Genomic DNA, 26433 nt, shown 5'->3' with positions numbered 1-26433 from the left:
CTGCGCCCGACCACCGTTTACACCGGGAATAGTTGCCCTGCCAGCTGAATATTTCGCATATTGCGCAATTTGTTGCGCGATACAAAGTGAATCACTGCCCTTCATCCACATTGGCAACCAATGCCATCTCTACATTCAGTCTGACGACGCCCTGCTTCAGGGCCCATGAGATGGCCTGACTCTTGCTGCTGGCTCCCAGCTTGCTCACTACATTGTTCAGGTGAAACGTCACGGTACGAGGAGTGATCCCCAATATCTGGGCAATGTCACTCACCTGCTTTCCCTCCGCCGCCCATCGGCACACCTCCAGCTCCCGCACGCTCAGTGCATCCTGCGGTGACAGACCGGCCAGACAGACCCGGGCTACCGCCTCGAAGATATGCATGGAGAGCCAGCTGAGAAATGGCACCGCAGAGAGCCACTGTTGGCTGCTACGTGGTGTACTGGTGATGAAGGAGAGCAGGCCCACATGGCCGTTGGCACCGTGCCAGGGAAAGGTCACACCATCGCGAATGCCGAATTCGCTGGCCAGTTGCATCACTTCCCGGCCCTGCTCATCGCAACTCTCGTCATCGCGCGCCACATCGGCCCACAGAATGGGAGTGCTTTGGGTCATGCCGCGTTTGACGATGGGATCGATGGCAAAGAAGCCGCTGGCCGTGTAGGTATCTACCCAGGCTTGCGGGCAACCGTTGAAGATGATGACGTCGGGACGCTGGATGGTACTGGGGAAGATCAGGCCGAGCCTGAAATAATCAAACCCCATGCGCGCTGTCAGTTCACGCAACAGGGTCACTATGGTGCGCTCATCATCGGCCATCTCAAACTGAGCGATGAGATCCAGCGCATGCAGGGTGTTCATTTCTACGGTATGAGGATCATGCACAAGATAGGGTGGCCAAACATGGAAACGTACCGCATGTTAACAAGCGTCAATAGATGGCACACTTGGACCTGTCAAAAAATCGGAGGCTGCCCACAGTTTATTCTGAAAATTCAGACATAACTGTATGAAAATACCGTTGAAAGTCCACAGGGCACGGTCTTGGGCACATAGCAAAAAGGCCATCCTTTCAGATGGCCTTTTGAGCTGAATAAATGGCGGAGGAGGTGCCCGCCGTTATTAAGTCCAACCAACTCCACACTAATACAGCAAGCCTTTTATTATCAGCAGATTAGAAACAAACATTGTCCAATCCATCCCAATCACATATTACCACTGCACATGCACGGTGGCATACTGAGTGGCATATCCACTTCTCAAGGAGGTTACCTAATGGCAATCCTCACCGATACCAAAGCCCGCAACATCAAGCCTGAAGATAAGCCCCTTGCTCATGGTGGCGTCACCGGGTTGACGCTACATCCTTCCCCCATCAAGGGCAGAGGAAAGTGGGTGTTCCGCTATGTCAGTCCACTGACGAAGAAACGACGTAATGCCGGCCTCGGGAGTTACCCCGAGATCTCCATCGCTGATGCTGCTCGAGACGCCCAGGTAATGCGGGAACAGCTGGCGAATAATTCGGACCCGCTAGAGATCCGGCTACAGGAGCAGAACAAGCCTAAGAACCCGACTTTGGAGGCATCTGCCCGACTGGTCTACGAAAGCTTGCTACCAGGCTGGAAGAACCCTAAACATGGCAAGCAATGGATCACCACATTGGAGCAGTATGCCTTTCCTATCATTGGCGCTAACTCCATTGATGCGATTACCCCTGCTCATATTGCTTCAGTTCTGCAGCCGATCTGGCTGACGATCCCAGAAACTGCTAGTCGTGTTAAACAACGACTACATGCCGTTATGTCTTGGGCATGGGCTCATGGCTATACCTCTGCAAACCCTGTGGATGTGGTAAGTCACTTACTCCCGGCTCAACCAAGCAAGTCCATACGAATAGAACACCAACCCGCTATGCCTTGGCGTGATATCCCTGCATTTGTACAAAAGCATCTAAGAACGACCCAGCGTTTTGATGTGACACGCTCCATGCTGGAGTTCTTGATCCTGACTGCATGCCGCTCAGGTGAAGTCCGAGCAATGAAATGGTCTGAAGTCGATCTGGAAGCAAGGGTCTGGACCCTACCTGCCGAGCGTATGAAGGCCAAGCAACAACATCGTGTTCCGTTATCTCTTCGTGCCGTCGAAATACTGATGGGGTTAAGGGGATTGCATGACGAGTTGGTATTCCCATCCCCTAGAGATCAGGTACCGCTCTCAGACACAGTGCTGACGATGTTTCTGAGAAGAGCCAAAGCTGAGAGCTGTACTCCTGGCCGAATGGCAACTGCTCATGGCTTTCGTTCCAGCTTTCGAGACTGGTGTAGTGAGCAAGGCTATGCGCGGGATCTTGCTGAACGAGCGTTAGCTCATACGGTGCAAAACAAGGTAGAAGCTGCGTACCACCGTACGGACTTGCTGGACCAACGTCGGCCCATGATGGATGCATGGGCAAGCTTTGTGGATGGTTATTAGCTGACAGAACAAGAAGGAAGCAGCCATCTGGCCGCTTCCTTCTATATTTTTTAACTCTTTCAGCACCGTTTGATGTCATCTTGCCAAAACAGTGCTTCAACAACTTCTTAGCCTGTCTACGCCCCGGCATTTTATTCTCCGCTCAGATAAAAAGCTCATCCAATTGACCGTTTTTCCCGAACTACTCAGAGGTGTCTCTCCACTTCCCTGAACTGTCTCTCCATGAGTGCGCATTCCCCGATTTTGACTGCGTTGACTCGTGTTTTGGGGAGGCTGAGGCGCTCCATAAGGCAGATAACTCACACATGAAATCGAAACCAAAAATAGACTAATCCACACAAGTAGGAACAACGTACCAATCCATACCCCCCCCTAATCGTTTGGACAGTTTCACTGTTTCCTCAGTACACAGCAAAAGCCTCCCCTGTTGTAAAAACAGAAACAAACACACCAAATCAATAAATTACCCTCTTACCTCGTAATCAAAAATGCATAATAAGCCATAAATCAATAATGGTTGTTTTGTGATTCACAACACAAACTTCGAATATCACAAGGGATAAACATTGCATTGGAAATCGATTTCAAGAAAATGAGCACAGCATGATTTTGCCTTGGCATCGATTGCATGGCAGCTGTTTGAGTCTCGACAGTTCATCGCGATGGACATTTTTCCCATTGATTGGAGTGGTCAGTATGAATGCAACCCAAAAAGGACTTTTAGCATCGTTGATCGCCGCAGCTTTGCTCAGCGGATGCGGTGGTGACGAGAACATTTCTTCTAGCAACGGCAGTGAAACCCCTCCGGGTGAAACGCCACCTGGTGAAACACCGCCAGGTGGTGGAGATGGTGCATTGTTGCTGTTTGGTGTTGGGGCGAACGCAAGTGTCACTCCCAATATCCAGTCCGAGAAAGATAACTGGAACCTTCAGCCAGTCACGGCCACTCCCGTCGCCATGACTAGCATCAGCGCGGTGCTCATCAACAATGCTGGTACCGACGACACTGCCGACGTACAGGTACCCGGCGATGGTGATGGCACCTTCATGCTCAAATCCGACACCCCGCTGAATCTGAGCAAGTATGCTTCCGGTTTCATCGAGTTTCAGTTACGGACCAAGAGCACGGTCCCTGAAGTCCTGAATGTCTCCATCGACAACGAATACCCCAATCGCAGTAGCCTGCCCATTGCAAGTGCTCTGGCCAACACCGGCGACTGGGAGACCCTGACCCTGCCCATCAACTGCATGAAGCCCTTCCCTGGTGCCACGGCGATCAACCTCGCCACCGTGGGCACACCATTCCATCTGGCTACGAAGGATGCCTTCAGCTACGAAATCACCAATATCAAGTACTTGCTGACCACAACGGCAAAACCGGTTGTCGATCCCATCACCTGTGAAGCGCCAGGCACCGATCCCGGTACTGACCCCGGCACCGATCCTGGTACTAACCCCGACACCGATCCTGGTACTGACCCCGTTACAGGCTCTGGCGTCAACAACGCCCCTGCACTGGTCACCACCGACACCGCGCTCTATTACTCAGGGGATAAGGGTCAGGCAGTCGATCGTAGCACCGACTATCCCGCTGCAGGGTTTGGCGGCCCCCTGACCGATGAGAACCAAATAATCACCATCGATCTACCGGGAAATGGTGGCGTCTTTTTGGGCTCCGACAGTGCAAGTGCCGACCTCTCTGCCTACCAGGCTGGCACCCTACAAATCGACCTGAAAGTCTCTAGCTATGGTGACTCCCCCAACATCCAGATCAGGATGGATGGCACCGCAGGCCCGGATTACGGCACCTTCTTTACCATGGACAGCAACATCGTTCCCGATGACGACAGCTGGTACCGCTGCACCTTGCCGGTCGCAGCTCTGATCCCGGGCGCCAATACCAATTCAGTACAAAAAGCGATCTACATGAGCGGGGCATGGGACTCGATGGCTGGTCTGAGGTTCGCGTTCACCAACGTAGCCCTAAAAACGGCTATCCCAGCAGACTTTGACATCAATCAGCCCTGTCAGAAGATTGATTTATAAGAAGTTTAACTTTTAAACAAATAACTTTTTGAAGACTTTTCTACGGATTGGAGCAATAACATGAAATTGAAGTCTGTTGCCTTATTTGTCGGAGCATGTTGCGGGCTTGCATTACCCGCCGTATCGAATGCTACCGAGAGTTTTGGTTTCCACGGATATATTCGTGCCGGCTCGTTGTTTGACGCCAAGGACAACTTCGCCAAGGCGGGGTACGAATATGAGATGGACAAGGCCATGGGACGCCTGGGTTCCGAGCTGGACAACAGCTGGGAAGCCGGCCTGAACAAGCTGTGGGATCTGGGCAACAACAAGTCGGTCAACATCCACTTCAAGGTGGAGTCCGATGCCGATGGCCTGCAAACCCGTGCTGCCCCCCGCGAGAGCGGCGTGTCGGAAACCTATGTGGAACTTGGCGGCATCACCCCGACAGGTACTATGTGGGGCGGCCTGCGCTATTACGATCGCGAGAACTACATCTGGACTACCGACTACTTTTACACTGACTACTCGGGTACCGGCGTCGGCGTAAAAAGCATGGAGATTGCAGGCGGCAAATGGGACTTTGCTTATATCAACAGCAATGATACCGACCACTCAGATCGCGCCAACGGCACAGACGCCACCATGCACACCCTCCATACCAGCGCCCTGTACGGAGCCTGGGACATGGAAGTCGCGCTGAAACAGATGCCCAGCAACGAGTTCACCGGCGACAACAAGCAATATGCGACCAAGGGGGCTGAAGGCACCGTCATCTATTCCCGCGATGACTTCTTCTTCATGCCGGGCGGCTTCTCCAAGTTCATCGTCCAGGCGGGCCGTGGATTGGGTTCCGGCGATTTGCTGGGGGCCAACCTGACCAATACCGCCATGTATCGCAAGGGCTCCCTGTACCAAAAGACCCTGCAGGACCAGGCAAATGGTTACAAACCCTATCAATCCAAGGTAATGGAGGGCGATCAATCTTATCGCGCCTTCCTCTGGGGCGGCTGGTATGGCGCCAATGTGCATCTGCTACCAACCCTGTCATATCAGTACAACGACTATGAAATGGGTGGTCATGATTCCTGGTATGCCGCATCCCTGCGTCCCGTGTTCCCAATCAATGAGTTTTTCTCCATCCAGACTGAAGTCGGATATGTGAAAAACAATCTGATCATCGACAACGTCGAGCGTGGTGGCACCTCCCAGAAGGTCAGCATAGTGCCAACCTTTACCGTCAATACCGGCATGGGTCCCTCACCGGAGATCCGCATTCTGACGACCTATGTCGATCACAATAACGAGACGCCTTGGCAGGAAGATCGGGAAGATCTCCTCGTCGGTGTGCAAGCGGACATGTGGTGGTAAGTTAGGCCAAGATACTTATCAGCACTATAATCTCGGGTCCCTTGGGGGACCCGCATTGCATACGAGGAAACACGATGAAGGGAACGAAGCAGTACCTACCTTTCCTGGTCAGTCTGCTGGTTGCAGGGTGCGCCAACGGAGGCCCGGAACATCCGCCAAGATCAGCCGCCTCCACCCTGCAGCAGCAGATTCAACATGCTCGGGAACAGTTGTCGAACAAAGTGGTAGTCGAAGCATTCAAGGATCTTAGCTTCCAGCCCCTTGGGCAGGAGAGCCTATGGGTCGATGTGGGTGCCGACAGCCAAGTCTATGCATTCGATTCGGGTAAAAGCTATGTGATGGCCTTCTCATTGCCCGCCCTCACTCAGGCTACCCACGTCAAAATAACCATTCCGGTTGATTATACCGTCTTCCTGCCCAGCATCCTGTTGCTGGACGAGAATCACAAGGCAGTTCAAACCATTCCTAGCTCCACGTTCAGTTACGATGGCCGTTCGTTAATTTCAGGGCAGAACATCCAGGGGGAATTCACCATTCCGGCCCCCATCGGCAGCGTACGGGTGGCCTATATGGTGATCTATTCCACGGCGCAGGACATGCAAGGTAGCACCCGGCTCAACCCCGACGATCTCCAGCGCGCCATGCAATATGATCGCACCACGGATGTCGCCCGCCTCATCAATGTGGAAGTGCCCCATTCGGTCACCGGACGCCTATATCTGACGCTGGACGCAGAGGCTGCTGAAAATGCGACACCAATGGCAAAAATCATATCACCCGTAATGGTCATACCAGACAAATCGCTGGGTGAACTGGATTATTATCAGCATATTCGCACAGCGGTTGAGAGCAAAAACTATGAACAGGCCCTCGCTTGGGTCAAGGCCGCCGAACAGGCCGGATTTACCAAGGCAAGAGAGGTCTTTTTTGCAGCCCAGCAGTAGTGTTCCCTCCCCCTGAAGAGGTGCATCATTGCTTGTCACCATCAGGGGAAAGGGGTACCCTAACTTGCTGATTTATTAAGAAGATATTTATATAATTCTGGCCATGACCAGGTGTTTTCACAGTAGAGTACGGAGGGGGGATGTCGAAGTCAGCTCAGGAGAAAAAAGCCACTGTCTATGATATCGCCCGCCGAGCAGGTGTCTCGGCAAGCACTGTATCCCGGATATTGAACGGCTCGGCAAAAGTGGCCGCAGATAAACGCCAGGCTGTGGAAGATGCGATTCAAGAATTGAATTTTCGTCCTAACCTGATGGCACAATATTTGAAAACAGGTCAGTCCATGACCCTTGGGGTATTGACTCAACATGTGGAGAGTCCATTTTCCAACGAAATGTTGCGTGGTGTTGAACATACCCTTCAGGGCATGGAGTATGTGCCGCTGATTGTCAGCGGTCACTGGAATGCGGAAGAAGAGGTCGAACGGTTGCGCCTACTGGTGGCACGTCGGGTTGATGGCCTTATTATTTTGACCGGCCACGTCAATCAACAAACGCTGCTCGAGTTTTCACAGCAAATACCGATTGTTGCCACCGGCCACAATATCATGACCGAGCGGGTACACTCTTTCAGCATCAATAACCGGCTGGGTGGCTACATGGCTACTCGCTATTTATTGGATCTGGGTCATCGTGACATCGCCCATATTGTCGGCTTACCGGATCAAAACGATGCCATCGAACGTCATCATGGTTATCGCCAGGCCCTAGTCAGCGCGGGCATCGAATATGATCCATCCCTGGTCATCCAGGGGGATTTCGCCGAGGTCGGCGGCCTCAATGCCGTGAAGAAACTGGTGGAGAGTGGTCGAAAATTCTCCGCCATATTCTGCGCCAACGATCAGACCTGCTACGGTGCCATTCTGGGGCTCAAGCATTGCGGCTTGCGGGTGCCAGAGGATGTCTCACTCATCGGTTTTGATGACTTGCCCTTCTCCACCTATTCCAACCCGCCATTGACTACGGTGCGCCAGCCCATCTACGAGATGGGGGTCAAGATGGTCAAGACCCTTCTGGGATTGATCGAGAATACGGAACTAAACTCGAACGAATTGCCCGAATTGAGCATAGTGGTGCGTGATACTACACTGCCGTACAAGGGATGAACGCCGATGGGGGTTATCCCCGCCCGACATGAGATAAAAGCGGCCTGCGGGCCGCTTTTCTTTTTCCCCTCCCCGATGTCACGTAGACACAGCCCTGCCCAGCAAGGGACCCCGTGCTTTTCATATCGTCCCTTCCACCTAGTCTGTCTTGGGTCCGCAAAGGTACATAACGCGGCCAACACCGCCAGACACCGCCCCCAATCTGGATTGGCCAGGACCGGGGAACCACATTGCATCCACCCTGGGTGAAATGACAAGCCTTTGGCTCCTTCTCATCGGCCATAAGCCTTGATGAAAAAAGGCGCCCTGAAGGCGCCTTGGGAAGTATGAAGATCACCATCGGACAATGCCTTTCCCGGTGGGCACGGCCACCGTCAAGGGGTAGCGAAGGGGGTCTCCGCCCCGGTGGAAGCGCTGGCCGCCGCCGTGGGGAGAGGCTCGTCCGCTTCGCACAGACGGGCTCTTCTTGCCGCCGCCTTTTGGGGGGGATACCAGCTTGCCAGCCCCTGCTGTATACGCGCGGCGGCCGCTTCCGGCGTCATGGTGCCCAGCACCACGGATTGCGATACCTCCGCGAGCTCGATGGTGAGCGAGGGCTCTCCCCGGGTGAGGAACTGGGCCCCCAGACGCAGGGTGGAATCACAGGTATCGCGCCAGCCCATCATGGTGCTAGCCACCGGATCCTTGAGCTCGAAGAAGTGGTTGGAGAGGGAGAAGAAGCCCGGCACCGAGTTGGAGAAGCGCTCGGCGAAGTCGGCGCTCGCCATCCACTCCACCAGCTTCAGGGCCGCCTCCTTGTTGGGGCTGGCAGCATTGATGCCGATCCCTATGTCGGTGTGATCGGTGAAGTAGCAGGTGTCTCCCTCCCGCGCGACGGGAGGCGGGAAGGCGCCGAAATTGACTTTGCCGGTAAACTGGGCCAAGGACCAGGAGCCTGCCACTATCATGGCCGCCTTGCCGGCTGCAAAGGCATTCACCGCCTGGGCTTCGGTGGCATCGGCCGGGTGTTCGCCTATGTAGGGTCGCCAGCTCGCCAGCTCGCGAAACGCCGCCATATAAGGGGCATCGGTGGCCCTTGCCTGGCCGTTGATCAGCGCCAGGCGACCATCTTCCCCATGCCAGTAGTTGGGGCCGATATTCTGGTAGCCAAGCTCGGAGACCACCCAGCTGTCGTGGGCCGCCAGCGCCAGCGGTAGGTAGCGGCCGTCCTGCTTCACCTTCTCCAGCACGGCAAAGAAGTCAGCACGGGTTCGGGGCGGCGTCAGCCCCAGGGTGTTGAAGATGTCGACATTGAAGTAAAAACCCTGGATCACGGAAGCGATGGGCAGGCAGAAGGTCTGGGCCCCGGAGTCGGTCTGCCATGCCGCCTTGGCAAAGCTCGGGAAGTTCTCCATGCCGGGCAGGTCCGTCAGATCCAGCAGATACCCCTGCTGGAACAGCCGTAAGGACTGATCATAAGGACGGCAAGTGATGAGATCCCCCGCCTTTCCCGCCGCCAGCCGCTCGGCGAGTCCCTGATCGTAATCGGCCGAACGCTGCGGTTGCAGCTTAAGGGTGATCTCGGGATGGCGCGCCTGAAAACGGGGCAGAAACTGCTCCTTCCACAGCGGCTCGTCATCTACGCGCCAGGTTTCCAGCACCAGCTCCTGGGACACCGCAGCAGTACTCAGCCCACAGACCAACAGGGCACTCACTGATTTCCACATTGCCTCTCTCCTACACCTTGAAACGGGCCACCAGACTCTGTTGCTGGCTGGCCAGCCCCGACAACACCTCGCCACTGCTCGCCGAAACCCTGGAGGCCAGCTCGGTCTCGTGAGCCACGTCGGCGATTGCCGCCACGTGCTGGGCCACTCCCTGACTCACCGAAATCTGCTCCGCAGCGGCATAAGCCATGTGATCCGCAATCTCCTTGATTGCCTCCATACGCGAGGCGATCCCCGCTAGGGCTCTCTCAACATCCCGGGTCTGCTGCACGCTCTGCTGGGTCTGCTCATGGCTCTGGGCCATCACGCTCGCCACATCGCGAGCGCATCCCTGCAGGTTGTCGATCATCACCTGGATCTCCTGGGTCGCCCCTTGTGAACGGGTAGCCAGCGCCCGCACCTCCTCGGCCACCACGGCAAAGCCACGCCCGGCTTCCCCGGCACGGGCCGCTTCGATGGCCGCATTGAGGGCCAACAGGTTGGTCTGTTCAGCCATGCCACGGATCACCTCCAGAATGTTGCCAATGTTGCTGCTGTAGCCTTCCAGCTTGTGGGTGATCGCCATGGCCCCGGCGATGTCGGTTGCCAGCTGTTCGATGCCATCCCGGTTTGCCTGCATCAGATGGCGTCCACGCTGGCTCTCGTCATTGGCTTCACCGACCTCCCGACGCACATGATCGCTGGAGCGCGCCACCTCGGTTGCACTGGTCTCCAGCTCGAAGATGGCGGCCGCCACCTGATCGGTCTGAGCTTTCTGCTCCTGTACCCGCGACATCACCTGCTCGCCGATCTCCGCAGTCTTGCGCGTCTCGCTCACCAGGTGCTCAGACCCGGTCTGGACCTCCATCAAGAGCGCCTTGGTGTGGTGGGCCAGCAGGTCAATGGAGTTCGCCACCTCGCCGAGCTCGTTTCTAGCCGGGTAGCACACCCGCAGCGTCATGTCCCCTTGCGCCATTAGGGAGAGGACGCGGTTGATCCGTACCAGAGGCACCTGGATGCTGCGGGCCGTACTCCAAGCGACAATGAGTGCGATGAGCACGGAACACAGGGCCACTAACACTATCCAAGTGCGGGCGCTTTCAACTGCGATGTCGGCACTCTGCCTGTCCTCCTGCATGCTTCGGTTGCTAATGGCGATAAGCCTGTCAAGCGCCTCTCCCAGTTGCTGGCTCTCGGCCTCCTGTTGCTCACGCAGATTGTGCAGTTGTTGATTGATCTGCTGGTGGCGCACCAGGGTGGCGATAAGCCCCTTGTCGCCGAACACCAGCTGGGGAATGCGCGTCACATGGTGGGTAAACCTGGTCTTGACGTCGTCGGGCACGACAATCCGCACCAGACGCTGGTTAGCAATGTCGATGTCTTTGGCCAGCACCGCCTGCAGCGCCACGAGATCCGTATTGCCGTCGGCGCGCAGGATCAGCTTGAGATCCCGGGCGATACCGCTGGTGATGAGTTCTGCCTTGTTCTGCAATGAGCGCCGCCCCGCCGCATAGCGCACCAGCAGCTCCGCCGCCGATCGGTAGTTGTCATCCAGGCGCAGCAGATCGCCACGCATCCGGGAAAGTCCCCGATCTAGCTCGACCGACTCTTCGTGCAGGCTCATCAACTGCTCCGAGATGGTGAACAGCTGAGGGGCCTGGTTGGTGACCTGGAAGAGTTGCCGTTCACTCTCGGCATCGAGCGTCAGGACCTTGAACTCCTTGATGTGCTGCTCATAACGGGCCTTGTCATTCACAAAACGTTGGCGGGACTGGGGAAACGCCGAGCCCTCCCAAATGGCGAGATGCGCCAGGCTGTCTCTGTCCACCATCAGCAAGGCGGCGCGCAACCGGCTGGCGGTCAAGGCTAGGGGCGTCGCCTCCTCGGTCACCTGCTGGAAACGGCCGTGAATGGAGGCCGTCTTCAGGTAGCTGATGGCCCCGAGCAGCAGCAGCAGCACCAACAGCAGCGTAAAACCCAATCTGATCCGCTGTACGATCGACATCCTTCTCTCCCACCTCTCCCTCCGCACATGGGCGGAGCCGGTTATCAAAGCACCAGGAGCCCGACAGGGATCCTGGTGCATCTGGCTGACGGAATTATCGGGTCAGCTGTCCCTGGCAATCGAGCCGAGCCGCCTCCCCTGCAGCTCCCAACAGGGAGGCCGGCACCCAGCGCACGGTCGCCACGTCGATGCGTGCCTTGCCGCTAGTGCCCAAGATGAAGGGCGTGTTGACCTTCGCGAAATCCATGCCCTCTTCGAGACAGCGCAGAGGCAGGCTCAGGGTCACCCATTTCTGCGGGGGCAACTGGCGCAAAGCCGGTGCGATCTCGATGGACTTGCCACAGGGCCAGCCACACTGCAGACCTAGCGTCATGTTGCCCGCTGGTGCCTGCTGCACCCGCAGCGTCACCTGCAGCTCGCTCTCACCCTTCAGGTAGGTGCGACGATCCGCCCCCTTGACCTGAGTGGTCTGCAACTGGATCGTGGCCCCAGAGTCAACACCCGGCTTGTCCGTCCCAAGGAAGGTGACCGCGCGCGCATCCTGCTGGCGCAGGTAGTCGATGGGCTGCACCTTGATGAAGGTCATCTCGGTCACGCTGTTGCCGGAGACTTCGGTCCCCGTCCAGTTGCTGGCATCTCCCATGCGCAGACGGTGCTCTTCACCCGCCTTGGGCCCGAACAGCTCAAGCACCTTGTCGGCGGCGCTCAGCTTGGCGGGATCGCTCTCGTTGCAGCCGAAGGTACGGTTATCCAGGACCAGGGTATTGAGGTTACTGACCCGGGCCGCTACAGGGGAAGGCTTGCCGTAACTGAGCCCGTAACCATAGGGGAAGAGCGGTGCATTCTCCCCTTCGAGGGATTGCTCGAAGGTGGGACGCTGCCAGCCCGGGATCTGGGTGGGTGTGCGATTGATGGTGGTGGCGCACTTGCCAAAGGGCCAAGAGAAGGAGAGCCGCCCTTGGAAGTCATGGGCCACCTTGCCCTTCGCATCCTTGAACAGGAGATCGGTGATTCCCTCCCCCTCGGTGCCCGGCAACCAGGCGGCGACAAAGGCGGAAGAGAGATTGATCTCCTCGTTGACGTAGAGCGGGCGCCCGGAAAAGAGCACGGTCACCACGGGGATGTCGGCCGCCTTCAGACGCTTGAGGGTCAGCAGATCCTCGTGATAGCTGTTCTTGAGATCCCCATAGGAGAGGGTCTTGTTGTCGGGAATATCACCGAACCACTCGGCATAGGGATCCTCCCCCATGACTAGGATGGCGACATCGGGCTTGGCCCCCTCCAGCTCCCTAGGCCCTGTACCCACCTGCACATGATCCGCTCCGACGGTGGACGTGACCGCATCCAGTACGCTCTGGGCACCTGGGAAATCACCACGCCCGTTTTCGCTGCCTTGCCAGGTCAGGCTCCAGCCCCCCACCTGCTTGCCCAGATCATTGGCGGCGCTGCCCGCCACCAGCACCCGGCTCTGCCGGCTCAAGGGCAGGATCTTGCCCTCGTTCTTGAGCAGCACCAGCGACTTGCGCACCGCCTCCCGGGCCAGCGCCTTGTGCTGTGCGGCGCCAAGCTCGCCCTGCTTGCCCGCCAGCTCTCGTGCCGACGGCATGGGTTTCTCCCACAGCCCGGCCCGCATCTTGACCCGCAGGATGCGCGCCACGGCATCGTCGATCCGGCTCATCGGGATCTGCCGGTTCGCCACGCCATCGAGTAGGTTCTGGCGAAACTCCATCCAGTCCTTGCGCGCCGTGACCATGAAGATGTCGACCCCGGCCAGCACGGCGGGTAAGCAACTCCCCATGGTGCAACCGGCGATCTCGCTGTGGCCGTTCCAGTCCGATACCACCAGGCCATCAAACCCCATCTTGCCCTTGAGTACGTCGGTCAGCAGATAGCGGCTACCGTGCAGCTTGCCGTTGTATTCAACCCCGTCCTCTGGCAACACATCGAGGTTGAGCTCGTTGTGCCAGCTGTTGAACGAGGCCATGACCACCTGGGCGCCAGCATCCAGCCCCGAGAAGTAGCCCACCGCGTGCAGGTTGCGCAGGTCTTCTTCCGAATAGAAACTTTGGCCCCGATCGACCCCGTCCTGAGTGCCGCCATCCCCCACGAAATGTTTCACGTTCGAGATGACGTGGCGTTGGCCGCGCAGATCCGCCGCCGACCCTTGTAGGCCGCGCACCATCTCGCCGGAATAGTGATAGACGATGGCGGGATCTTCGGAATAGCCTTCATAGGTCCGGCCCCAGCGATCGTCCCGGGGAACCGCCACCGTCGGAGCGAAGGTCCAGTCCAGCCCGGTGGCGGCCACTTCCCGCGCCGTCACCTGGCCGATACGGTAGATGAGCCCCGGATCCCGTGCCGCCCCAAGGCCGATGTTGTGCGGGAACAGGGTCGCCGCGAAGACGTTGTTGTGGCCGTGCACCGCATCGGTCGCCCACATGAAGGGAATACGATAGCCCCTGCCCTCAAAGCCCGCTTCCGCCGCTTGCCAGTAAGTGTCGGCCTGGCGTGCCCAGTCCGCCGCTGAAGCGTGTTTGTTGTTGCCTGGCCAACCGCCGCCCCCGTTGAGGACGGAACCAATCTTGTAGCGAGTGACCTCCTCTGGGGTCACTTCACGAAAGTCGGGCTGGATCATCTGCCCGACCTTCTCCTCCAGGGTCATCCGGGAGAGCAGGGACTGGATCTGGCGCTCCATCCCCTCGTCCTTGGCAATGGCGCTGTGGATCTGCGGCCAAGTGGCAAAATAGGGCATGGTCGACAGCTCATCCGCCATCCCGGCACTCCAGATGCCGCACCCCACGAATAGGCAGATCATAGACCTGGTGAGACCTGTAGTTTTACGCATTTTCCTTATGACTCTCCGGATATTCTCATTCATCGCCTGACGCATCGATCATGGGGATCCGTCTTGAAAAACAGCTCAAACATGAAATCGATTGCAAGAATATTTAATGGTAAACAGAAATCTCTTCACCATTCCAGCAGTATCTTTGCCCTGCAACGGTAAAAATCCCACCGAGAGAGTAAATAGTGATGTAGCTCACAAAGATCAGACTGTTTCGCGCCAGCAAAATATCCAGGAGGGGGTGGAGCACACGGAAAAGCACTCGGAGAGAAAAAACAATAAAATCATAAATATAAAATATACCCATCATCTCATGCCACTGCATATTTTACCGAGAACGGCACCCGTTTGGTTAAACTGGCGGGAAATGAAGAGAGGATGATAAGGATTCAATAGAATTCAAATCACGTAGATCTACATATCAATAAACGAAAATTTGTCGCCCACATCACAGTTCATAAAGGCAAACTTGATTTGCCACAAACTTTACTATTACCTAACTCGTGAAATCGATTTCCACTCAAGGGTTGTATGTAAATCTTGACAGTGAAATGCGGGTCGCAGGATGACTCGGTCATTTTCAGCGCGAGTGCGAAAATCGACGCCATTATTTCCGTCTGTGATCAAAGGGGTAACAATGAAAATATCTCGGCTTAGTGCCCTGACGCTTGCCATGTCTTGCGTCATTGGCTTGCATGGCTGCTCCCTGCCCAGCGCAGGGGCATCCGGCTCCGGTGCCTCCTCGGCATCTACCGGACCTGTGGGTGAATTGCTGACCAACGGGGGCTTCCAGGGAACCGATGGCTGGTGGACGGCTGGGGGCACCCTGAACGCCGAGAACCAGATGGGCTGCATCACCTTCACCGAGTCGGGATCCAATCCCTGGGATGTCATCCTGGGCCAGTCCAACCTCGGCCTGGTTCAGGGGCAAACCTACAAGCTCCATTTCACTGCCATGGCCAAGAGCGACATCAACGTCAAGGCCCTGATCCAGCATGATGGCGCCCCCTACACCAACCACATGGTGCAGGACCTCGCCCTCAGCAGCACACCCAAACCTTTCGACATCCAGTTCACGCCCTCCTCCACGGACGAGAAGACCCAGTTTCAACTCCAGATGGGCACCCAGACACCGACCACCGTCTGCATCGGTGAAGCAACGCTCTCGGGTCCATCCCTGGTCAAGAAATCTGATCTGGCCAGCGTGCGCGTCAACCAAGTCGGCTACCTGAGCAAGGCATTGAAACGTGCGACCATCGCCACCGACAGTAAGGACTCGCTCCCCTGGACCCTGCGCAATGCCCAGGGTGAGGCCATCGCCGAAGGCAAGACCACACCCTTTGGCCTGAATGCCCCATCCGGGGAAAACGTGCAGATCGCCGACTTCAGCCAGGTCACCGCCCCGGCCACCGGCCTGGTGCTGGAGGTCGCCGGCCAGAAGAGCCACCCGTTCAGCATCGGTGATGACATCTATCACACCATGAAATTCGATGCCCTCTCCTTCTTCTATCAGCAGCGTAGCGGCATCGACATCGAGGCCAAATATGTCCAGCGCCCCGATCTCGCTCGCCCGGCAGGACACAAGCCCGAGAAAGTGACCTGCTTCAACAAACAGGATGCCAAGGGCAACCAGTGGCCAGGTTGTGACTTCACGCTGGATGTGACCGGCGGCTGGTACGACGCTGGCGATCAGGGCAAGTACGTGGTCAATGGCGGCATCTCGGTATGGACCTTGATGAACCTTTATGAACGAGAGCAACTGGCGAAAGAGGGTGACAAGAGCGCCTTTGCCGACGGCAAGGCTAAAATCCCGGAACAGCACAACGGCCACAACGATCTGCTGGACGAATCCCGCTGGATGATGGAGTTCTTCCTCGCCATGCAGGTACCCGAAGGCAAGAAGGCCTGGGTACCGGTAGGAGATCAGTCCAAGCAGCTCGACAGCCTGAAACTGACCGAGATCGATGCCTCAGGCATGGTCTTCCACAAGGTCGCTGATGAAGCCTGGACCGGGATGCCGCTCCCGCCCCACAAGGATCCACAGCCCCGTTTCCTGAGCCACCCCAGCACGGCTGCGACCCTGAATCTGGCTGCCACAGCCGCCCAGTCTGCCCGCGTATGGAAAGATCTGGATCCGGCCTTCGCACAGCGCAGCCTGCAGGCAGCCGAGCGAGCCTGGAAGGCGGCCAACCATCATCCGGACGTCTATGCCTATGACAACTTTGTGGGATCCGGTCCCTACGATGACACCAACCTGAAGGACGAATTCTACTGGGCTGCCGCCGAGCTGTTCGCCACCACCGGCAAGGCCGAGTACAAGCAGGCCGTCCAGCAGTCCCCTCTCTATCTGGCCGCCCCCAAGGGTGATCGCAGCGCAAGCGGTGATCTCTACTGGCAGGATCTCAGCAGCGCAGGAACCATCACCCTGGCCATGGTGCCCAACAAGCTGGGCAAGCAGGACGTGGAGAAGGCGCGTGCCGCCATCATCGCCGCCGCCGACGGTTACCAGAAGAGCGTGGCGACAGAGGGTTACCTTATCCCCTATCAGGCCACCGAATACCCCTGGGGCTCCAACTCCAACCTGATGAATCGCAGCATCTTCCTCGGGCTGGCGCATGACTTCACGGGGGAGCGCAAATACCTGCAGGCCATGTCTGACGCCATGGACTACGTGCTGGGCCGCAACCCGCTCGACCAGTCCTATGTGTCGGGCTACGGCAGTCGTCCGCTGAAGAATCCGCACCACAGGTTCTGGGCACACCCAGCTGATCCCGCGTCCCCCCTGGTTCCGCCAGGAGTAATGTCTGGGGGCCCCAACTCCATCAACTTCAGCGATCCCGTTGCATCCACTATGAAAGGGAAGTGCACCGGCCAGACCTGCTGGAAAGACGAGATAGGAGCCTGGACACTGAACGAAGTTACCATCAACTGGAATGCTCCCTTCTTCTGGGCTGTCAGCGTGCTGGATGAAGGCGGATTAACCCGCTAAGTGCCCTCTCGATGCTCCGTCCCCTGACGGAGCATTTTTCCCCTCCCCCCCCCCCCGACTTTGCCTCAAGGCCGATTCCGGGCCGGTGTCCGTCCTTTGTTTCCCGTTTCCCGTTTCCCGTTTCCCGTTTCCCGTTTCCCGTTTCCCGTTTCCCGTTTCCCGTTTCCCGCCATCATGCAACTGCTACCGGGTGGACAGACAAGGGCCTCCTAGAACTATTGCTTCTTTCCCCTCTCCACAGCCTCCACGACCAAATCATACTTTCTGATTGCCTCTCATCCACCTTTGTGCACTTCTGATTTTCTGCCGTTATGCCGTGCCATTAGGCTTGCTGACGTAATATGACCGCCGCTCATCTCCAGCCTATCCTGCGGTGCAACGCTGCTCTACCGGAAAGCAGGGAAGCCGTGGCTGGCATCTGAAGTCGGTACGGTCATCATCCCTTCGGGCTGTACGGCAAGCACCAGGTCAACGTCTCCACCGGCACAGGACTTTGCCTCCGGGCAAGCGAGCCTCTGCGATGAAATCTTGCAACCATCCTACTTCTGGCAGGTCGCACCTCGCCATGGCCCAGAAGAGGCCGCGTCAACGGATTTGGCCGGGAACGGGGCCTTGCCATCAAGGGGGGGCGGCAAACGGCAGAGAGCAGTGAAGCGCAGGACATCGCAGCGGCGGGTATCTGTTGTCCAGCCTTGCGGCCTTTGTCCTCCACACGTCAGCGCATCGCCGGGAGAGTGCTCTGTGCACCATGTGGGGAACCTGCCCGGCAGGGACGCAGCAACAGCATGAAAACCACGACAAATTTGAAATCGATATTTCATAGAGTCAAGCCTGATACCCATTCGATACAACCAATCAACAACAAATAAATAAAGTGTTTTTATTCAATGCAATACGTTTAAGTTTGTTTACGTAGGTCGCCCCCAAAGTGATCGAGATCACAATTGCAAACCTCATAACGTGAAATCGATTTCCTATTTTTTTTCATCGTTCTATAGTGAGCTCAATTTAATAACTGAGGAATAATCATGAAAAAAATCATGTTGTGCTGCTCTGCCGGAATGTCCACCAGCCTACTGGTGAAAAAAATGCTGGTAGAAGCCGAGAAGCGGGGTCTGGCTGCCGAGATCAAGGCCTTTGGCGCATCGGAGTTCGATGACCAGATGCCCCATTACCAGGTGGTCTTGCTGGGACCGCAGATCAAGTACATGCAACCGGAGTTGCAAGCCAAGGCGGCGGCTCACGGGATCAAGGTACAACCTATCGACATGATGGATTACGGCATGCAGCGCGGCGACAAGGTGCTGGACTACGCCCTGTCCCTGATCGGTTAAGCGTGCTCACAAGGAAGGACACACACTATGAGTTCACTCTATGGGATGCTGGTCAAGTTGATCGAACAACGGATCGGCCCATTGGCAGGAAAACTGGGCCAGCAACGCTATGTTCTGGCCATCCGTGACGGCTTCATTGCCGCGCTGCCGTTCATGATTGTCGGCAGTTTCATGCTGGTCTTCATCTTCCCCCCCATCTCCAGCGAAACCACCTGGGGCTTTGCCAGAGCCTGGCTCGATTTTTCCAACACCTATCGTGCCGAGCTCATGTTGCCCTTCAACATGAGCATGGGGCTGATGACGGTCTTCATCTCGGTGGGCGTCGCATCCAGCCTGGCCAAGCAATACTCCCTGGACCCCATCACCACGGGCCTGCTGTCGCTGATGTCGTTCATGCTGGTGGCGGCGCAATATAAAGATGGCACCATCTCCACCCAGTATTTCTCCGGACAGGGCATCTTCACCGCCCTCATCTGCGCCATCTATTCGACTGAAGTGTATGCCTGGCTCAAGCGCAACAACATCACCATACGTCTGCCCGAGCAAGTGCCGATGGGGGTTGCGCGCTCTTTCGAGGTGTTGATACCGGTACTGGCGATCATCCTGACCCTGCACCCCCTCAATATGCTGTTGCAGGAAACCACAGGCATGATCCTGCCCGAGGCGATCATGGCCATGCTCAAACCCCTGGTGGCGGCCTCTGACAGTCTGCCTGCCGTCCTGCTGGCGGTGTTGCTGTGCCAGATCCTCTGGTTTGCCGGCATCCACGGCACCATGATCGTCACAGGCATAATGAACCCATTCTGGATGGCAAACCTAGCCAGCAATCAGGCTGCACTGGCCGCCGGCCAAGCCATTCCTCACACCTTCTTGCCCGGTTTCTGGGATCACTTCCTGTTTATCGGCGGTGTGGGCTCTACCCTACCCCTGGCATTCCTTCTGATGCGCAGCCGAGCCGTACACCTGCGCACCATAGGGCGGATGGGCGTAGTCCCCGGTTTCTTCAACATCAATGAGCCGGTCCTGTTTGGTGCCCCCATCATCATGAACCCAGTCTTCTTTCTGCCATTCACCCTGGTGCCTGTGATCAACGCCATCCTGGCTTGGTTCGCCGTGGATCTGGGTCTGGTGGAGAAGGTTGTGATGCTGACCGCCTGGACCACTCCGGCGCCCATCGGTGCCTCCTGGGCCACCAACTGGGCATTCAGTCCGGTCATCTTGTGCTTCATCTGCATGGGGATCTCCGCCCTGATGTATTACCCCTTCGTTCGGGCCTATGAGCGCACCCTTCTCAAACAAGAGGCCGATGAGGCAGAAGCAGAAGCAGAAGCAGAAGCAGAAAAATCAACAATGATCACACCGGTTCAGAGTCAAGCATAAGCACCACAGGCTGCGGATGCAGTGATGTCCGCAGCCCAGTTATCAAGAGGAAACTGCAATGCAATACACATTCCCCGAAGGCTTCTGGTGGGGTAGTGCCTCGTCGGCCGCACAATCGGAAGGAGCTGCAAACGTGGGCGGCAAGGCACCGACCATTTGGGATCACTGGTTTGAGACGGAGCCGCACCGTTTTCACGGCCAAGTAGGCCCAACCAACACTTCGACCTTCTATGATCGCTATAGTGAAGACATCGCGTTAATGGAGCAGATTGGCCACAACAGCTTCCGCACCTCTATTTCCTGGGCCCGTCTGCTGCCGGATGGCCGTACTGTCAACCAGGAGGCCGTCGACTTCTACAACAAGGTGATCGACGAACTGCTGGCCAAGGGAATCAAGCCCTTCATCGGTCTGTTCCACTTCGACATGCCGATGTACTGGCAAGAGCAGGGTGGCTGGGAGAACCGCGAGACGGTGGCGGCCTTTGCCGAGTACGCCGACATCTGCTTCAAACTGTTTGGCGATCGCGTCGCCTGCTGGATGACTTTCAACGAACCCGTGGTGGTGGTGGAAGGAGGTTATCTGTATGACTTCCACTACCCGAACCTGATGGACTTCAAGCGGGCAGCCCAGGTGGCCTATCACATGATGCTGGCCCACAGCCTGGCGGTGAAGCGCTATCGCGCACTCTCCCTGCCGGGCCAGATCGGAATCGTCTTGAACCTGACCCCCTCCTATCCGCGCTCTTCAAACCCGGCGGATTTGAAGGCCTCGTTCATTGCCGACTTGTTCTTCAACCGCGCCTTCCTCGACCCGGCAGTGAAGGGGGTCTATCCCCAGGAGCTGATCGACATCCTGCGCGAACACGATCAGATGCCCGTGGTGCAAAGCGGCGACTGCGAGCTGCTGGCCGCCGGCAAGATCGATCTGCTCGGCATCAACTACTACCAGCCGCGGCGAGTGAAGGCGCGCATGACGGCCATCAACCCGGGCGCCCCTTTCCTGCCGGACTGGTTCTTCGAGAATTACGAAATGCCGGGCCGAAAAATGAACCCCTATCGTGGCTGGGAAATATATGAGCGCGGTATCTATGACATATTGATCAACCTGCGCGACAACTATGAAAATATTCCAAGCTATATCTCCGAGAATGGCATGGGTGTCGAAGGGGAACACAGATTCATTGGTGAAGACGGCCAGGTAAAAGACGATTATCGTATCGACTTCATTCGTGGCCACCTCCAGTGGATTCATACCGCCATTGCCGAAGGAAGTAATTGCCGTGGTTATCACCTGTGGACCTTTATTGACAACTGGTCCTGGATGAATGCCTACAAAAACCGTTATGGATTCATCAGCCTTGATTTGGAAAGCCAGCAGCGCACCGTCAAGAAGAGTGGTGAATGGTTCGCCGACGTCTCTCGTAATAATGGATTTTAAGGAGTCATAAATGATGGATCTTGAAGAAGCAGTCATGGGCATCATCGTCAATGCTGGCCAATCTCGCAGTCTCTGTTTCGAAGCCCTGCGTCAGGCCCGCGCCGGCCAGTTCAGCGAAGCGGATGCCTTGCTGCTCCAGGCCACCGAAGCAGGTAAGGCAGCCCATGCCGTACAAACCAAACTGATTGAAGCCGATGAGGGTGAGGGCAAGACCAAGATGACGCTGGTCATGGTGCATGCCCAAGATCATTTGATGACCTCCATTCTGTGCCGTGAGCTGGCCACCGAACTGGTCGAGATCTATCGCCGCCAAGCCAGCTGATATTCATCTCATCGGATCGGGAGTCCGTGCTTTTGCCACCGTAATATTACGGTGGCTTTTTTATTCTGGCTTTACCTTCCTCCATCATATCTTTCATACTTTTCGCAAGTAGTTTCAAAAATATGAAACTGTCATGACGCGATATCAGTATTAGTTTAGAGAATAATTTATGGTTATTCTGATACTGCTTGTAGTTATCAATATAAACACTAATTAAAAACACATAGGATTGTCGAGAATATGCGTAATTTTGGACTAATTTCAGTGTTGCTGATGGCGGGTGAATTATATTCACCCCAGGCTTCTGCATGGTGGTGGAGCAATCAAGATTGGCAGGTCTCTGACGGCTGGCGCAATGATGGGTCGGAATTCGACTGCACCTGGCGCGCGGCCAATGTATGGATGGAGTCCGGCATGGCGATCCTCCATGCAAAATCGGACCGGGGCAGCAAGAGTTGCGCTGAGCTACGAACCTACAACTACACCCGCAAGGGACGTTATGAGGTGCAGATGCAGGCAGGATCGGTGCCCGGCACCATCAGCTCATTCTTCACCTATACCGGTGATGCGGGCACCAGCTCTCACTATGAAGTCGACATCGAGCTGATGGGCGGCACCAACCTGCTCCATACCAACATCTGGATCCAGGGGCGCCAGTATCCCCAAGACATCGATCTAGGCAAGTACGGCATGTCCATCTGGAACATGGAGCGCTACGCCTTCAACATTGATGAAGCTGGCGTCACCTGGCAGGTATTTAGTCGAGTCCAGAATAGATGGGTAGGCGTGCGCCGCGAAAGTCGTCCTGTCACGAGCAGGATGCAGACATTTGTGAACAACTGGATCAGTGCCAATCCGAGCTTCCCGCCAAGCTCCTTCAATGGCAATCCCGTCTACGCCAAATACAAGTACGCCAAGGTTACCCCCTGGGACTGATGGTTAACTAAGTGAAAACAAAATGAAGACAAGTATTGCTAGGCTGTGTTCTTAAAGTGATGAAGATATAATCTCACATCTTCTCAGCAGCTTAAGACCTATATAGTGTCCCGTCGCTATCAGTTAACCGATGCACAATGGGGGCTTATCGAGCCCCTGTTTCCACATCACCGCATAAGCGGACGCCCTACTCGTGAGCCACGCCAAGTGCTTGATGGCATTCTCTGGATACTTCACACCGGTGCACCTTGGCGAGATCTGCCAGAACGTTTCGGCCCATGGAACTCGGTCTACAACTCCTTTCGACGTTGGCAAAGCACAGGCCGCATCGATGCCATCCTTGCGGCGCTGCAACTGCATCTCAATGAAGAAGGGCTTATCGACTTCGACCTGTGGTGCATTGACGGCTCCAATGTCAGGGCATCCAAAGATGCTGCCGGAGCGCGTAAAAAACACTCCGGTGAATCAAGCACTTGGTCGCTCTCGTGGTGGTTTTGGCAGCAAAATTCACCTGGTCACTGATGGTAATGGTTTACCGCTAGGGTTCTGCCTTTCGCCGGGGCAATCAGCGGAAATCAGATATGCGACAAGTGCGTTGGCCATGGCAAGGATCCCGACGTCATCAGGCCGTTATCGCACGCGACCAACGCATCTTGCCGCAGATAAGGCCTATAGCAGCAGGGCTCTGCGGGCAGAACTCCGGCGCAGAAAGATAAAAGCGGTTATCCCGCAACGCAGCGACCAGCAACGGCACCATAAGGGACGTCCGCTGGTGTTAGACAAAGCTCGTTACCGTAGGAGAAATGTGGTCGAACGGTGCTTCGGATGGCTGAAGAAGTTTCGCCGATTCTCAACGAGGTATGAAAAGCTGGCGGGAAGTTTTGCAGCCTTTATCAAGCTGGCTTTCTGCCTTCGTTACTTACGGGAACTATTGGTGAACAGAAAACCAGCATTTTGAGAACACAGCCTAGTCCCAACCGATAGCTGGCATTGGTGTTGCCAAGACGAGCCGAGCGCTGCCACCACTGTGTAGCAAGCACAGGGCTTTTGGGCTCACCGAGCCCTGCTTGGTACCAGTCACCCACTTGCCACGCGGCGCTGGCGCGGATCTGCTGATCGGCGGCCAAAGGGCCCGACTGCTCTGCCGCTTGCTGCATCCAGTGCATGGCGTTGGGGTAATCAGGTTGCTTGGCTAGGCGCTTGGCCAGCTCATATTGAGCTCGGCCATTCCCCTGCTTTGCGGCTTGGGATAGCTCGGCGTCAGTGAGTGACGTAGTGGAAGTACAGGCTGCAAGTATGCTGGTCGCCAGCACCAGCCATAAGGCACGGTATTTCATGGGGAGAATCTACGCTGAGTGAAAAAGTGACGGGTGAGGCACTGCTGTCTTTCTAGCTGATCCGTTATGCTACGCAGCCACCTGATGGGCATAAAGCTGATGCGGCGCCTTCCCTGGCCATTAGCCCTGCCTGTCAGGTGGTTTTCTGTCGGTGATCCTGATAGACCTTCTGCCACTTGGTATGCTCAGCCTTATCACCTCTGGCCTGCCAGAAATCACAGATACTCTCTGCCAATTCTGCGGCCATGGCATGGTCGTTATCACGACGACAGATTAGATACTGGGCCAACCAGTTTTGGTACTGCTTCATTGATACCTCTTAAAACCGCTATCCAAATTAATTGACTGGATTGGTATCCGTCTTAGGCTGTGCTGCGCGGTAAGCGTCCATGATAGGGACCCAGTCCATGCCCATGGGAATTGGGTACTGTTGGTAGGCTACACCATATTTTTGATAAAACTCGTCAAACCCGTATTGCTTGCTCAAGGGAACTCGCTTGTCATAATAATCATCGGTTACTTCATGGGCTAAACCCCTAACAAGCAGAATGTCTGGTTTGACGTTGTATTGTGTCAGGAACACCTCGACATAACTGCCCGGAGCCATCCCTACGGCAATGATATTACGCTGCGTTTCTTCGCGTTTTTTGCCATTTGAGATGAAGTAACGCTGGGCCATCTGAGTGCCAATGTCTACAGGTAGTTTCAGAGTAATACCATAGCGCTTTTTATCATGGTACGAGACCCACTCTATTTGTACTTCATTGGGTATCGGTTGATTTTCAGCACTCCTTCCCTTGCCGATGGTCCAACTGTAGTCTTTGTCCCTCAATGACTCCTTGCTAACCGATGATACCGCCCCATTTGATGAGCCATGAATAGGTTTTCCATCTCGATAAAAATTGGCTTTGCTGCTCCAAATTTCATCCGCATTGGTACCCACCATATAACGCCAGTCCATAGTGTTTTGGCTATTGGCTATACCTTTGCTGCTGCACCCAAGTAGAGCCATAACCAGTAGTGACAAGCCGATCCAACGGAATTTCATTATCCCCCCTCCTGGTTAGTGTAAATATGACGTGCTTCTTTGCCTCGGTGGTGATGTGGCCTATTCACCAATCCTGTATCAGCGCTGTGATGAAGATATTCAAAACGCAGTTGGCGGTAGGCCTCAGCATCGAGTTGCTTAGTTAAATCCTTGGACACCCCCCGCTCTTTGGCGGCATTGACCCAGAGCATATCAAGTTTGGCCAGATCGGTACGAGGGAGTTTAGGTGCACCACTTTCCAACATGAGCGCCCGTTCATCTGGTTTCCATGTGATAAATGGCACTCCAACATCCTGAGCTGCTGCGACCATCATGTGAAGTGGAATTCGTGAGTATTCACCTTCGACTACGCGATTGAGCAGCACTTCAACCTCGACACTCATTTTATCTGTCTTGGGATGTCGGCTGCTCCTCACTCGCAAGCTGACCTTATTCCTCACCGGAGCACTCGCCACATTAGGTAAGTCAACAACCTCGTTACCCCACCCCTTTACCACCTGCTCTTCGGCATACTGCCTAGCTCGTCGATAGGCGCTGCTATCTTTAGGGTCATATGTCATAGCAGATGCTTCACTTCTACAAACCTTGATGGAGACTTGCTCTGTAATCGCGGGATCGCTATTGGGATTGCTCAAACTCCATCGGCTGTAGTAACCACCACCCACATCAGAGTGAGATCCTGGAATGAGCACCTCAGTAAAATTGGGTGCAATCTGGTTACCAGCAACATCATCAGTGATCCGGGTCAAGGCAAAGAAATAGCGCCACTCATCGGCTGCAATGAGATGGACTACCCGTTCGGCACAGTCGGGGGCTAACGTTACGTTTCGCTTATTGAACATTGCAGTACAAACGGTATCGAACAAGCCGACAAATTTAATACGGCAATCCTCACGATTAGCCCAGTCAAAGCCTGCTTTTAGGGAAGGTGCGAATAAGCGGGGAAATTCTTCTCGGCTGACTCAGTCATTTCATTTCTTCATGTTTGAGCCGATTTTTTCTCCCGTAAATGCCTTGAATCAGCCTATTTAGACCGTTTCTTCGCCATTTAAGGCGTTATCCCCAGTTTTTAGTGAGATCTCTCCCACTGACGTATCATTTGGTCCGCCCGAAACAGGTTGGCCAGCGTGAATAACAT

At 55.7% G+C, this 26433-nt stretch carries 18 protein-coding genes and 2 pseudogenes; 12 read left to right on the top strand and 8 right to left on the bottom strand.

Annotated features, from left to right (window positions below; translation table 11 throughout):
* Positions 1 to 91: 91 nt before the first annotated feature.
* The gene (locus OKC28_RS07060) at positions 92 to 862 is read right to left on the bottom strand and encodes a LuxR family transcriptional regulator (RefSeq protein ID WP_270688396.1); all 771 of its coding nucleotides are present in this window, start codon (positions 860 to 862) and stop codon (positions 92 to 94) included.
* A 414-nt stretch (positions 863 to 1276) separates the two neighbouring features.
* On the opposite strand from OKC28_RS07060, the gene OKC28_RS07055 reads away from it, so the two are divergent.
* From OKC28_RS07055 to OKC28_RS07035, 5 genes are all read left to right on the top strand, one after another.
* Positions 1277 to 2473 (top strand): tyrosine-type recombinase/integrase, encoded by a 1197-nt coding sequence (locus OKC28_RS07055; protein WP_125729693.1) that lies wholly within the window; start codon positions 1277 to 1279, stop codon positions 2471 to 2473.
* Positions 2474 to 3169: 696 nt separating this feature from the next.
* Positions 3170 to 4519, top strand: a complete 1350-nt coding sequence (locus OKC28_RS07050) for a putative glycoside hydrolase (RefSeq protein WP_270688394.1) — start codon at positions 3170 to 3172, stop codon at positions 4517 to 4519.
* A gap of 60 nt (positions 4520 to 4579) precedes the next feature.
* Complete coding sequence (locus tag OKC28_RS07045; RefSeq protein ID WP_270688393.1) at positions 4580 to 5869, top strand: carbohydrate porin; 1290 nt, start codon at positions 4580 to 4582, stop codon at positions 5867 to 5869.
* A 74-nt stretch (positions 5870 to 5943) separates the two neighbouring features.
* Positions 5944 to 6813, top strand: coding sequence for a MalM family protein (locus OKC28_RS07040; RefSeq protein ID WP_270688391.1), 870 nt, complete (start codon positions 5944 to 5946; stop codon positions 6811 to 6813).
* Between the two features lie 140 nt (positions 6814 to 6953).
* A complete protein-coding gene (locus tag OKC28_RS07035; protein ID WP_270688389.1) occupies positions 6954 to 7976 on the top strand; it encodes a LacI family DNA-binding transcriptional regulator in 1023 nt (340 codons plus the stop codon).
* A 374-nt stretch (positions 7977 to 8350) separates the two neighbouring features.
* Here the strand turns inward: OKC28_RS07035 and OKC28_RS07030 are convergent, their stop codons facing one another.
* The 3 genes from OKC28_RS07030 to OKC28_RS07020 form a co-directional block, all read right to left on the bottom strand.
* Positions 8351 to 9682: an ABC transporter substrate-binding protein gene (locus OKC28_RS07030; RefSeq protein ID WP_270688387.1), complete on the bottom strand. Its 1332-nt coding sequence runs from the start codon at positions 9680 to 9682 to the stop codon at positions 8351 to 8353.
* A 10-nt stretch (positions 9683 to 9692) separates the two neighbouring features.
* Positions 9693 to 11666, bottom strand: coding sequence for a methyl-accepting chemotaxis protein (locus OKC28_RS07025; RefSeq protein WP_270688385.1), 1974 nt, complete (start codon positions 11664 to 11666; stop codon positions 9693 to 9695).
* 94 nt (positions 11667 to 11760) lie between these two features.
* Entirely contained in the window at positions 11761 to 14481 is a 2721-nt protein-coding gene (locus OKC28_RS07020; RefSeq protein ID WP_270688383.1) for a glycoside hydrolase family 3 protein, read from the bottom strand.
* A 667-nt stretch (positions 14482 to 15148) separates the two neighbouring features.
* On the opposite strand from OKC28_RS07020, the gene OKC28_RS07015 reads away from it, so the two are divergent.
* The 7 genes from OKC28_RS07015 (at position 15149) to OKC28_RS06985 (ending at position 23868) form a co-directional block, all read left to right on the top strand.
* Positions 15149 to 17500, top strand: coding sequence for a glycoside hydrolase family 9 protein (locus OKC28_RS07015; protein WP_270688381.1), 2352 nt, complete (start codon positions 15149 to 15151; stop codon positions 17498 to 17500).
* 1028 nt (positions 17501 to 18528) lie between these two features.
* Positions 18529 to 18834 (top strand): PTS sugar transporter subunit IIB, encoded by a 306-nt coding sequence (locus OKC28_RS07010; RefSeq protein ID WP_010673339.1) that lies wholly within the window; start codon positions 18529 to 18531, stop codon positions 18832 to 18834.
* Between the two features lie 27 nt (positions 18835 to 18861).
* A complete protein-coding gene (locus OKC28_RS07005; protein ID WP_125729700.1) occupies positions 18862 to 20214 on the top strand; it encodes a PTS sugar transporter subunit IIC in 1353 nt (450 codons plus the stop codon).
* A 58-nt stretch (positions 20215 to 20272) separates the two neighbouring features.
* Positions 20273 to 21652, top strand: a complete 1380-nt coding sequence (locus OKC28_RS07000; RefSeq protein ID WP_125729701.1) for a glycoside hydrolase family 1 protein — start codon at positions 20273 to 20275, stop codon at positions 21650 to 21652.
* A 10-nt stretch (positions 21653 to 21662) separates the two neighbouring features.
* The gene (locus OKC28_RS06995) at positions 21663 to 21974 is read left to right on the top strand and encodes a PTS lactose/cellobiose transporter subunit IIA (RefSeq protein ID WP_201276436.1); all 312 of its coding nucleotides are present in this window, start codon (positions 21663 to 21665) and stop codon (positions 21972 to 21974) included.
* A gap of 240 nt (positions 21975 to 22214) precedes the next feature.
* Positions 22215 to 22910, top strand: a complete 696-nt coding sequence (locus OKC28_RS06990) for a family 16 glycosylhydrolase (protein ID WP_125729702.1) — start codon at positions 22215 to 22217, stop codon at positions 22908 to 22910.
* Between the two features lie 105 nt (positions 22911 to 23015).
* Positions 23016 to 23868 (top strand): IS5 family transposase gene (locus tag OKC28_RS06985; protein WP_270688378.1). Its coding sequence is split into 2 segments (ribosomal slippage): positions 23016 to 23359 and positions 23358 to 23868, totalling 855 coding nucleotides; the frame shifts between segments, so codons are not numbered across the junction.
* A 4-nt stretch (positions 23869 to 23872) separates the two neighbouring features.
* Here the strand turns inward: OKC28_RS06985 and OKC28_RS06980 are convergent.
* From OKC28_RS06980 to OKC28_RS06965, 4 genes and pseudogenes are all read right to left on the bottom strand, one after another.
* Positions 23873 to 24247: pseudogene (locus tag OKC28_RS06980) on the bottom strand (tetratricopeptide repeat protein); the annotation flags it as partial.
* A gap of 133 nt (positions 24248 to 24380) precedes the next feature.
* Positions 24381 to 24557 (bottom strand): hypothetical protein, encoded by a 177-nt coding sequence (locus OKC28_RS06975; protein WP_270688376.1) that lies wholly within the window; start codon positions 24555 to 24557, stop codon positions 24381 to 24383.
* A gap of 27 nt (positions 24558 to 24584) precedes the next feature.
* The gene (locus tag OKC28_RS06970; RefSeq protein WP_270688374.1) at positions 24585 to 25295 is read right to left on the bottom strand and encodes a DUF2931 family protein; all 711 of its coding nucleotides are present in this window, start codon (positions 25293 to 25295) and stop codon (positions 24585 to 24587) included.
* Positions 25295 to 26197 (bottom strand): annotated as a pseudogene (locus tag OKC28_RS06965) (T6SS phospholipase effector Tle1-like catalytic domain-containing protein); the annotation flags it as partial. The pseudogene OKC28_RS06965 and the gene OKC28_RS06970, both read right to left, overlap by 1 nt.
* Positions 26198 to 26433: the final 236 nt, after the last annotated feature.

Source organism: Aeromonas sp. D3 (genome assembly GCF_027705025.1).
GTDB lineage: Bacteria > Pseudomonadota > Gammaproteobacteria > Enterobacterales > Aeromonadaceae > Aeromonas > Aeromonas salmonicida.
This window is presented reverse-complemented; position numbering and strand designations above follow the sequence as displayed.

Bases quoted from the DNA above. Each gene is read 5' to 3' on its own strand.
- OKC28_RS07060 (WP_270688396.1), bottom strand. From the start codon at position 862: ATGAACACCCTGCATGCGCTGGATCTCATCGCTCAGTTTGAGATGGCC.
- OKC28_RS07055 (WP_125729693.1), top strand. From the start codon at position 1,277: ATGGCAATCCTCACCGATACCAAAGCCCGCAACATCAAGCCTGAAGAT.
- OKC28_RS07050 (WP_270688394.1), top strand. From the start codon at position 3,170: ATGAATGCAACCCAAAAAGGACTTTTAGCATCGTTGATCGCCGCAGCT.
- OKC28_RS07045 (WP_270688393.1), top strand. From the start codon at position 4,580: ATGAAATTGAAGTCTGTTGCCTTATTTGTCGGAGCATGTTGCGGGCTT.
- OKC28_RS07040 (WP_270688391.1), top strand. From the start codon at position 5,944: ATGAAGGGAACGAAGCAGTACCTACCTTTCCTGGTCAGTCTGCTGGTT.
- OKC28_RS07035 (WP_270688389.1), top strand. From the start codon at position 6,954: ATGTCGAAGTCAGCTCAGGAGAAAAAAGCCACTGTCTATGATATCGCC.
- OKC28_RS07030 (WP_270688387.1), bottom strand. From the start codon at position 9,682: ATGTGGAAATCAGTGAGTGCCCTGTTGGTCTGTGGGCTGAGTACTGCT.
- OKC28_RS07025 (WP_270688385.1), bottom strand. From the start codon at position 11,666: ATGTCGATCGTACAGCGGATCAGATTGGGTTTTACGCTGCTGTTGGTG.
- OKC28_RS07020 (WP_270688383.1), bottom strand. From the start codon at position 14,481: ATGATCTGCCTATTCGTGGGGTGCGGCATCTGGAGTGCCGGGATGGCG.
- OKC28_RS07015 (WP_270688381.1), top strand. From the start codon at position 15,149: ATGAAAATATCTCGGCTTAGTGCCCTGACGCTTGCCATGTCTTGCGTC.
- OKC28_RS07010 (WP_010673339.1), top strand. From the start codon at position 18,529: ATGAAAAAAATCATGTTGTGCTGCTCTGCCGGAATGTCCACCAGCCTA.
- OKC28_RS07005 (WP_125729700.1), top strand. From the start codon at position 18,862: ATGAGTTCACTCTATGGGATGCTGGTCAAGTTGATCGAACAACGGATC.
- OKC28_RS07000 (WP_125729701.1), top strand. From the start codon at position 20,273: ATGCAATACACATTCCCCGAAGGCTTCTGGTGGGGTAGTGCCTCGTCG.
- OKC28_RS06995 (WP_201276436.1), top strand. From the start codon at position 21,663: ATGATGGATCTTGAAGAAGCAGTCATGGGCATCATCGTCAATGCTGGC.
- OKC28_RS06990 (WP_125729702.1), top strand. From the start codon at position 22,215: ATGCGTAATTTTGGACTAATTTCAGTGTTGCTGATGGCGGGTGAATTA.
- OKC28_RS06975 (WP_270688376.1), bottom strand. From the start codon at position 24,557: ATGAAGCAGTACCAAAACTGGTTGGCCCAGTATCTAATCTGTCGTCGT.
- OKC28_RS06970 (WP_270688374.1), bottom strand. From the start codon at position 25,295: ATGAAATTCCGTTGGATCGGCTTGTCACTACTGGTTATGGCTCTACTT.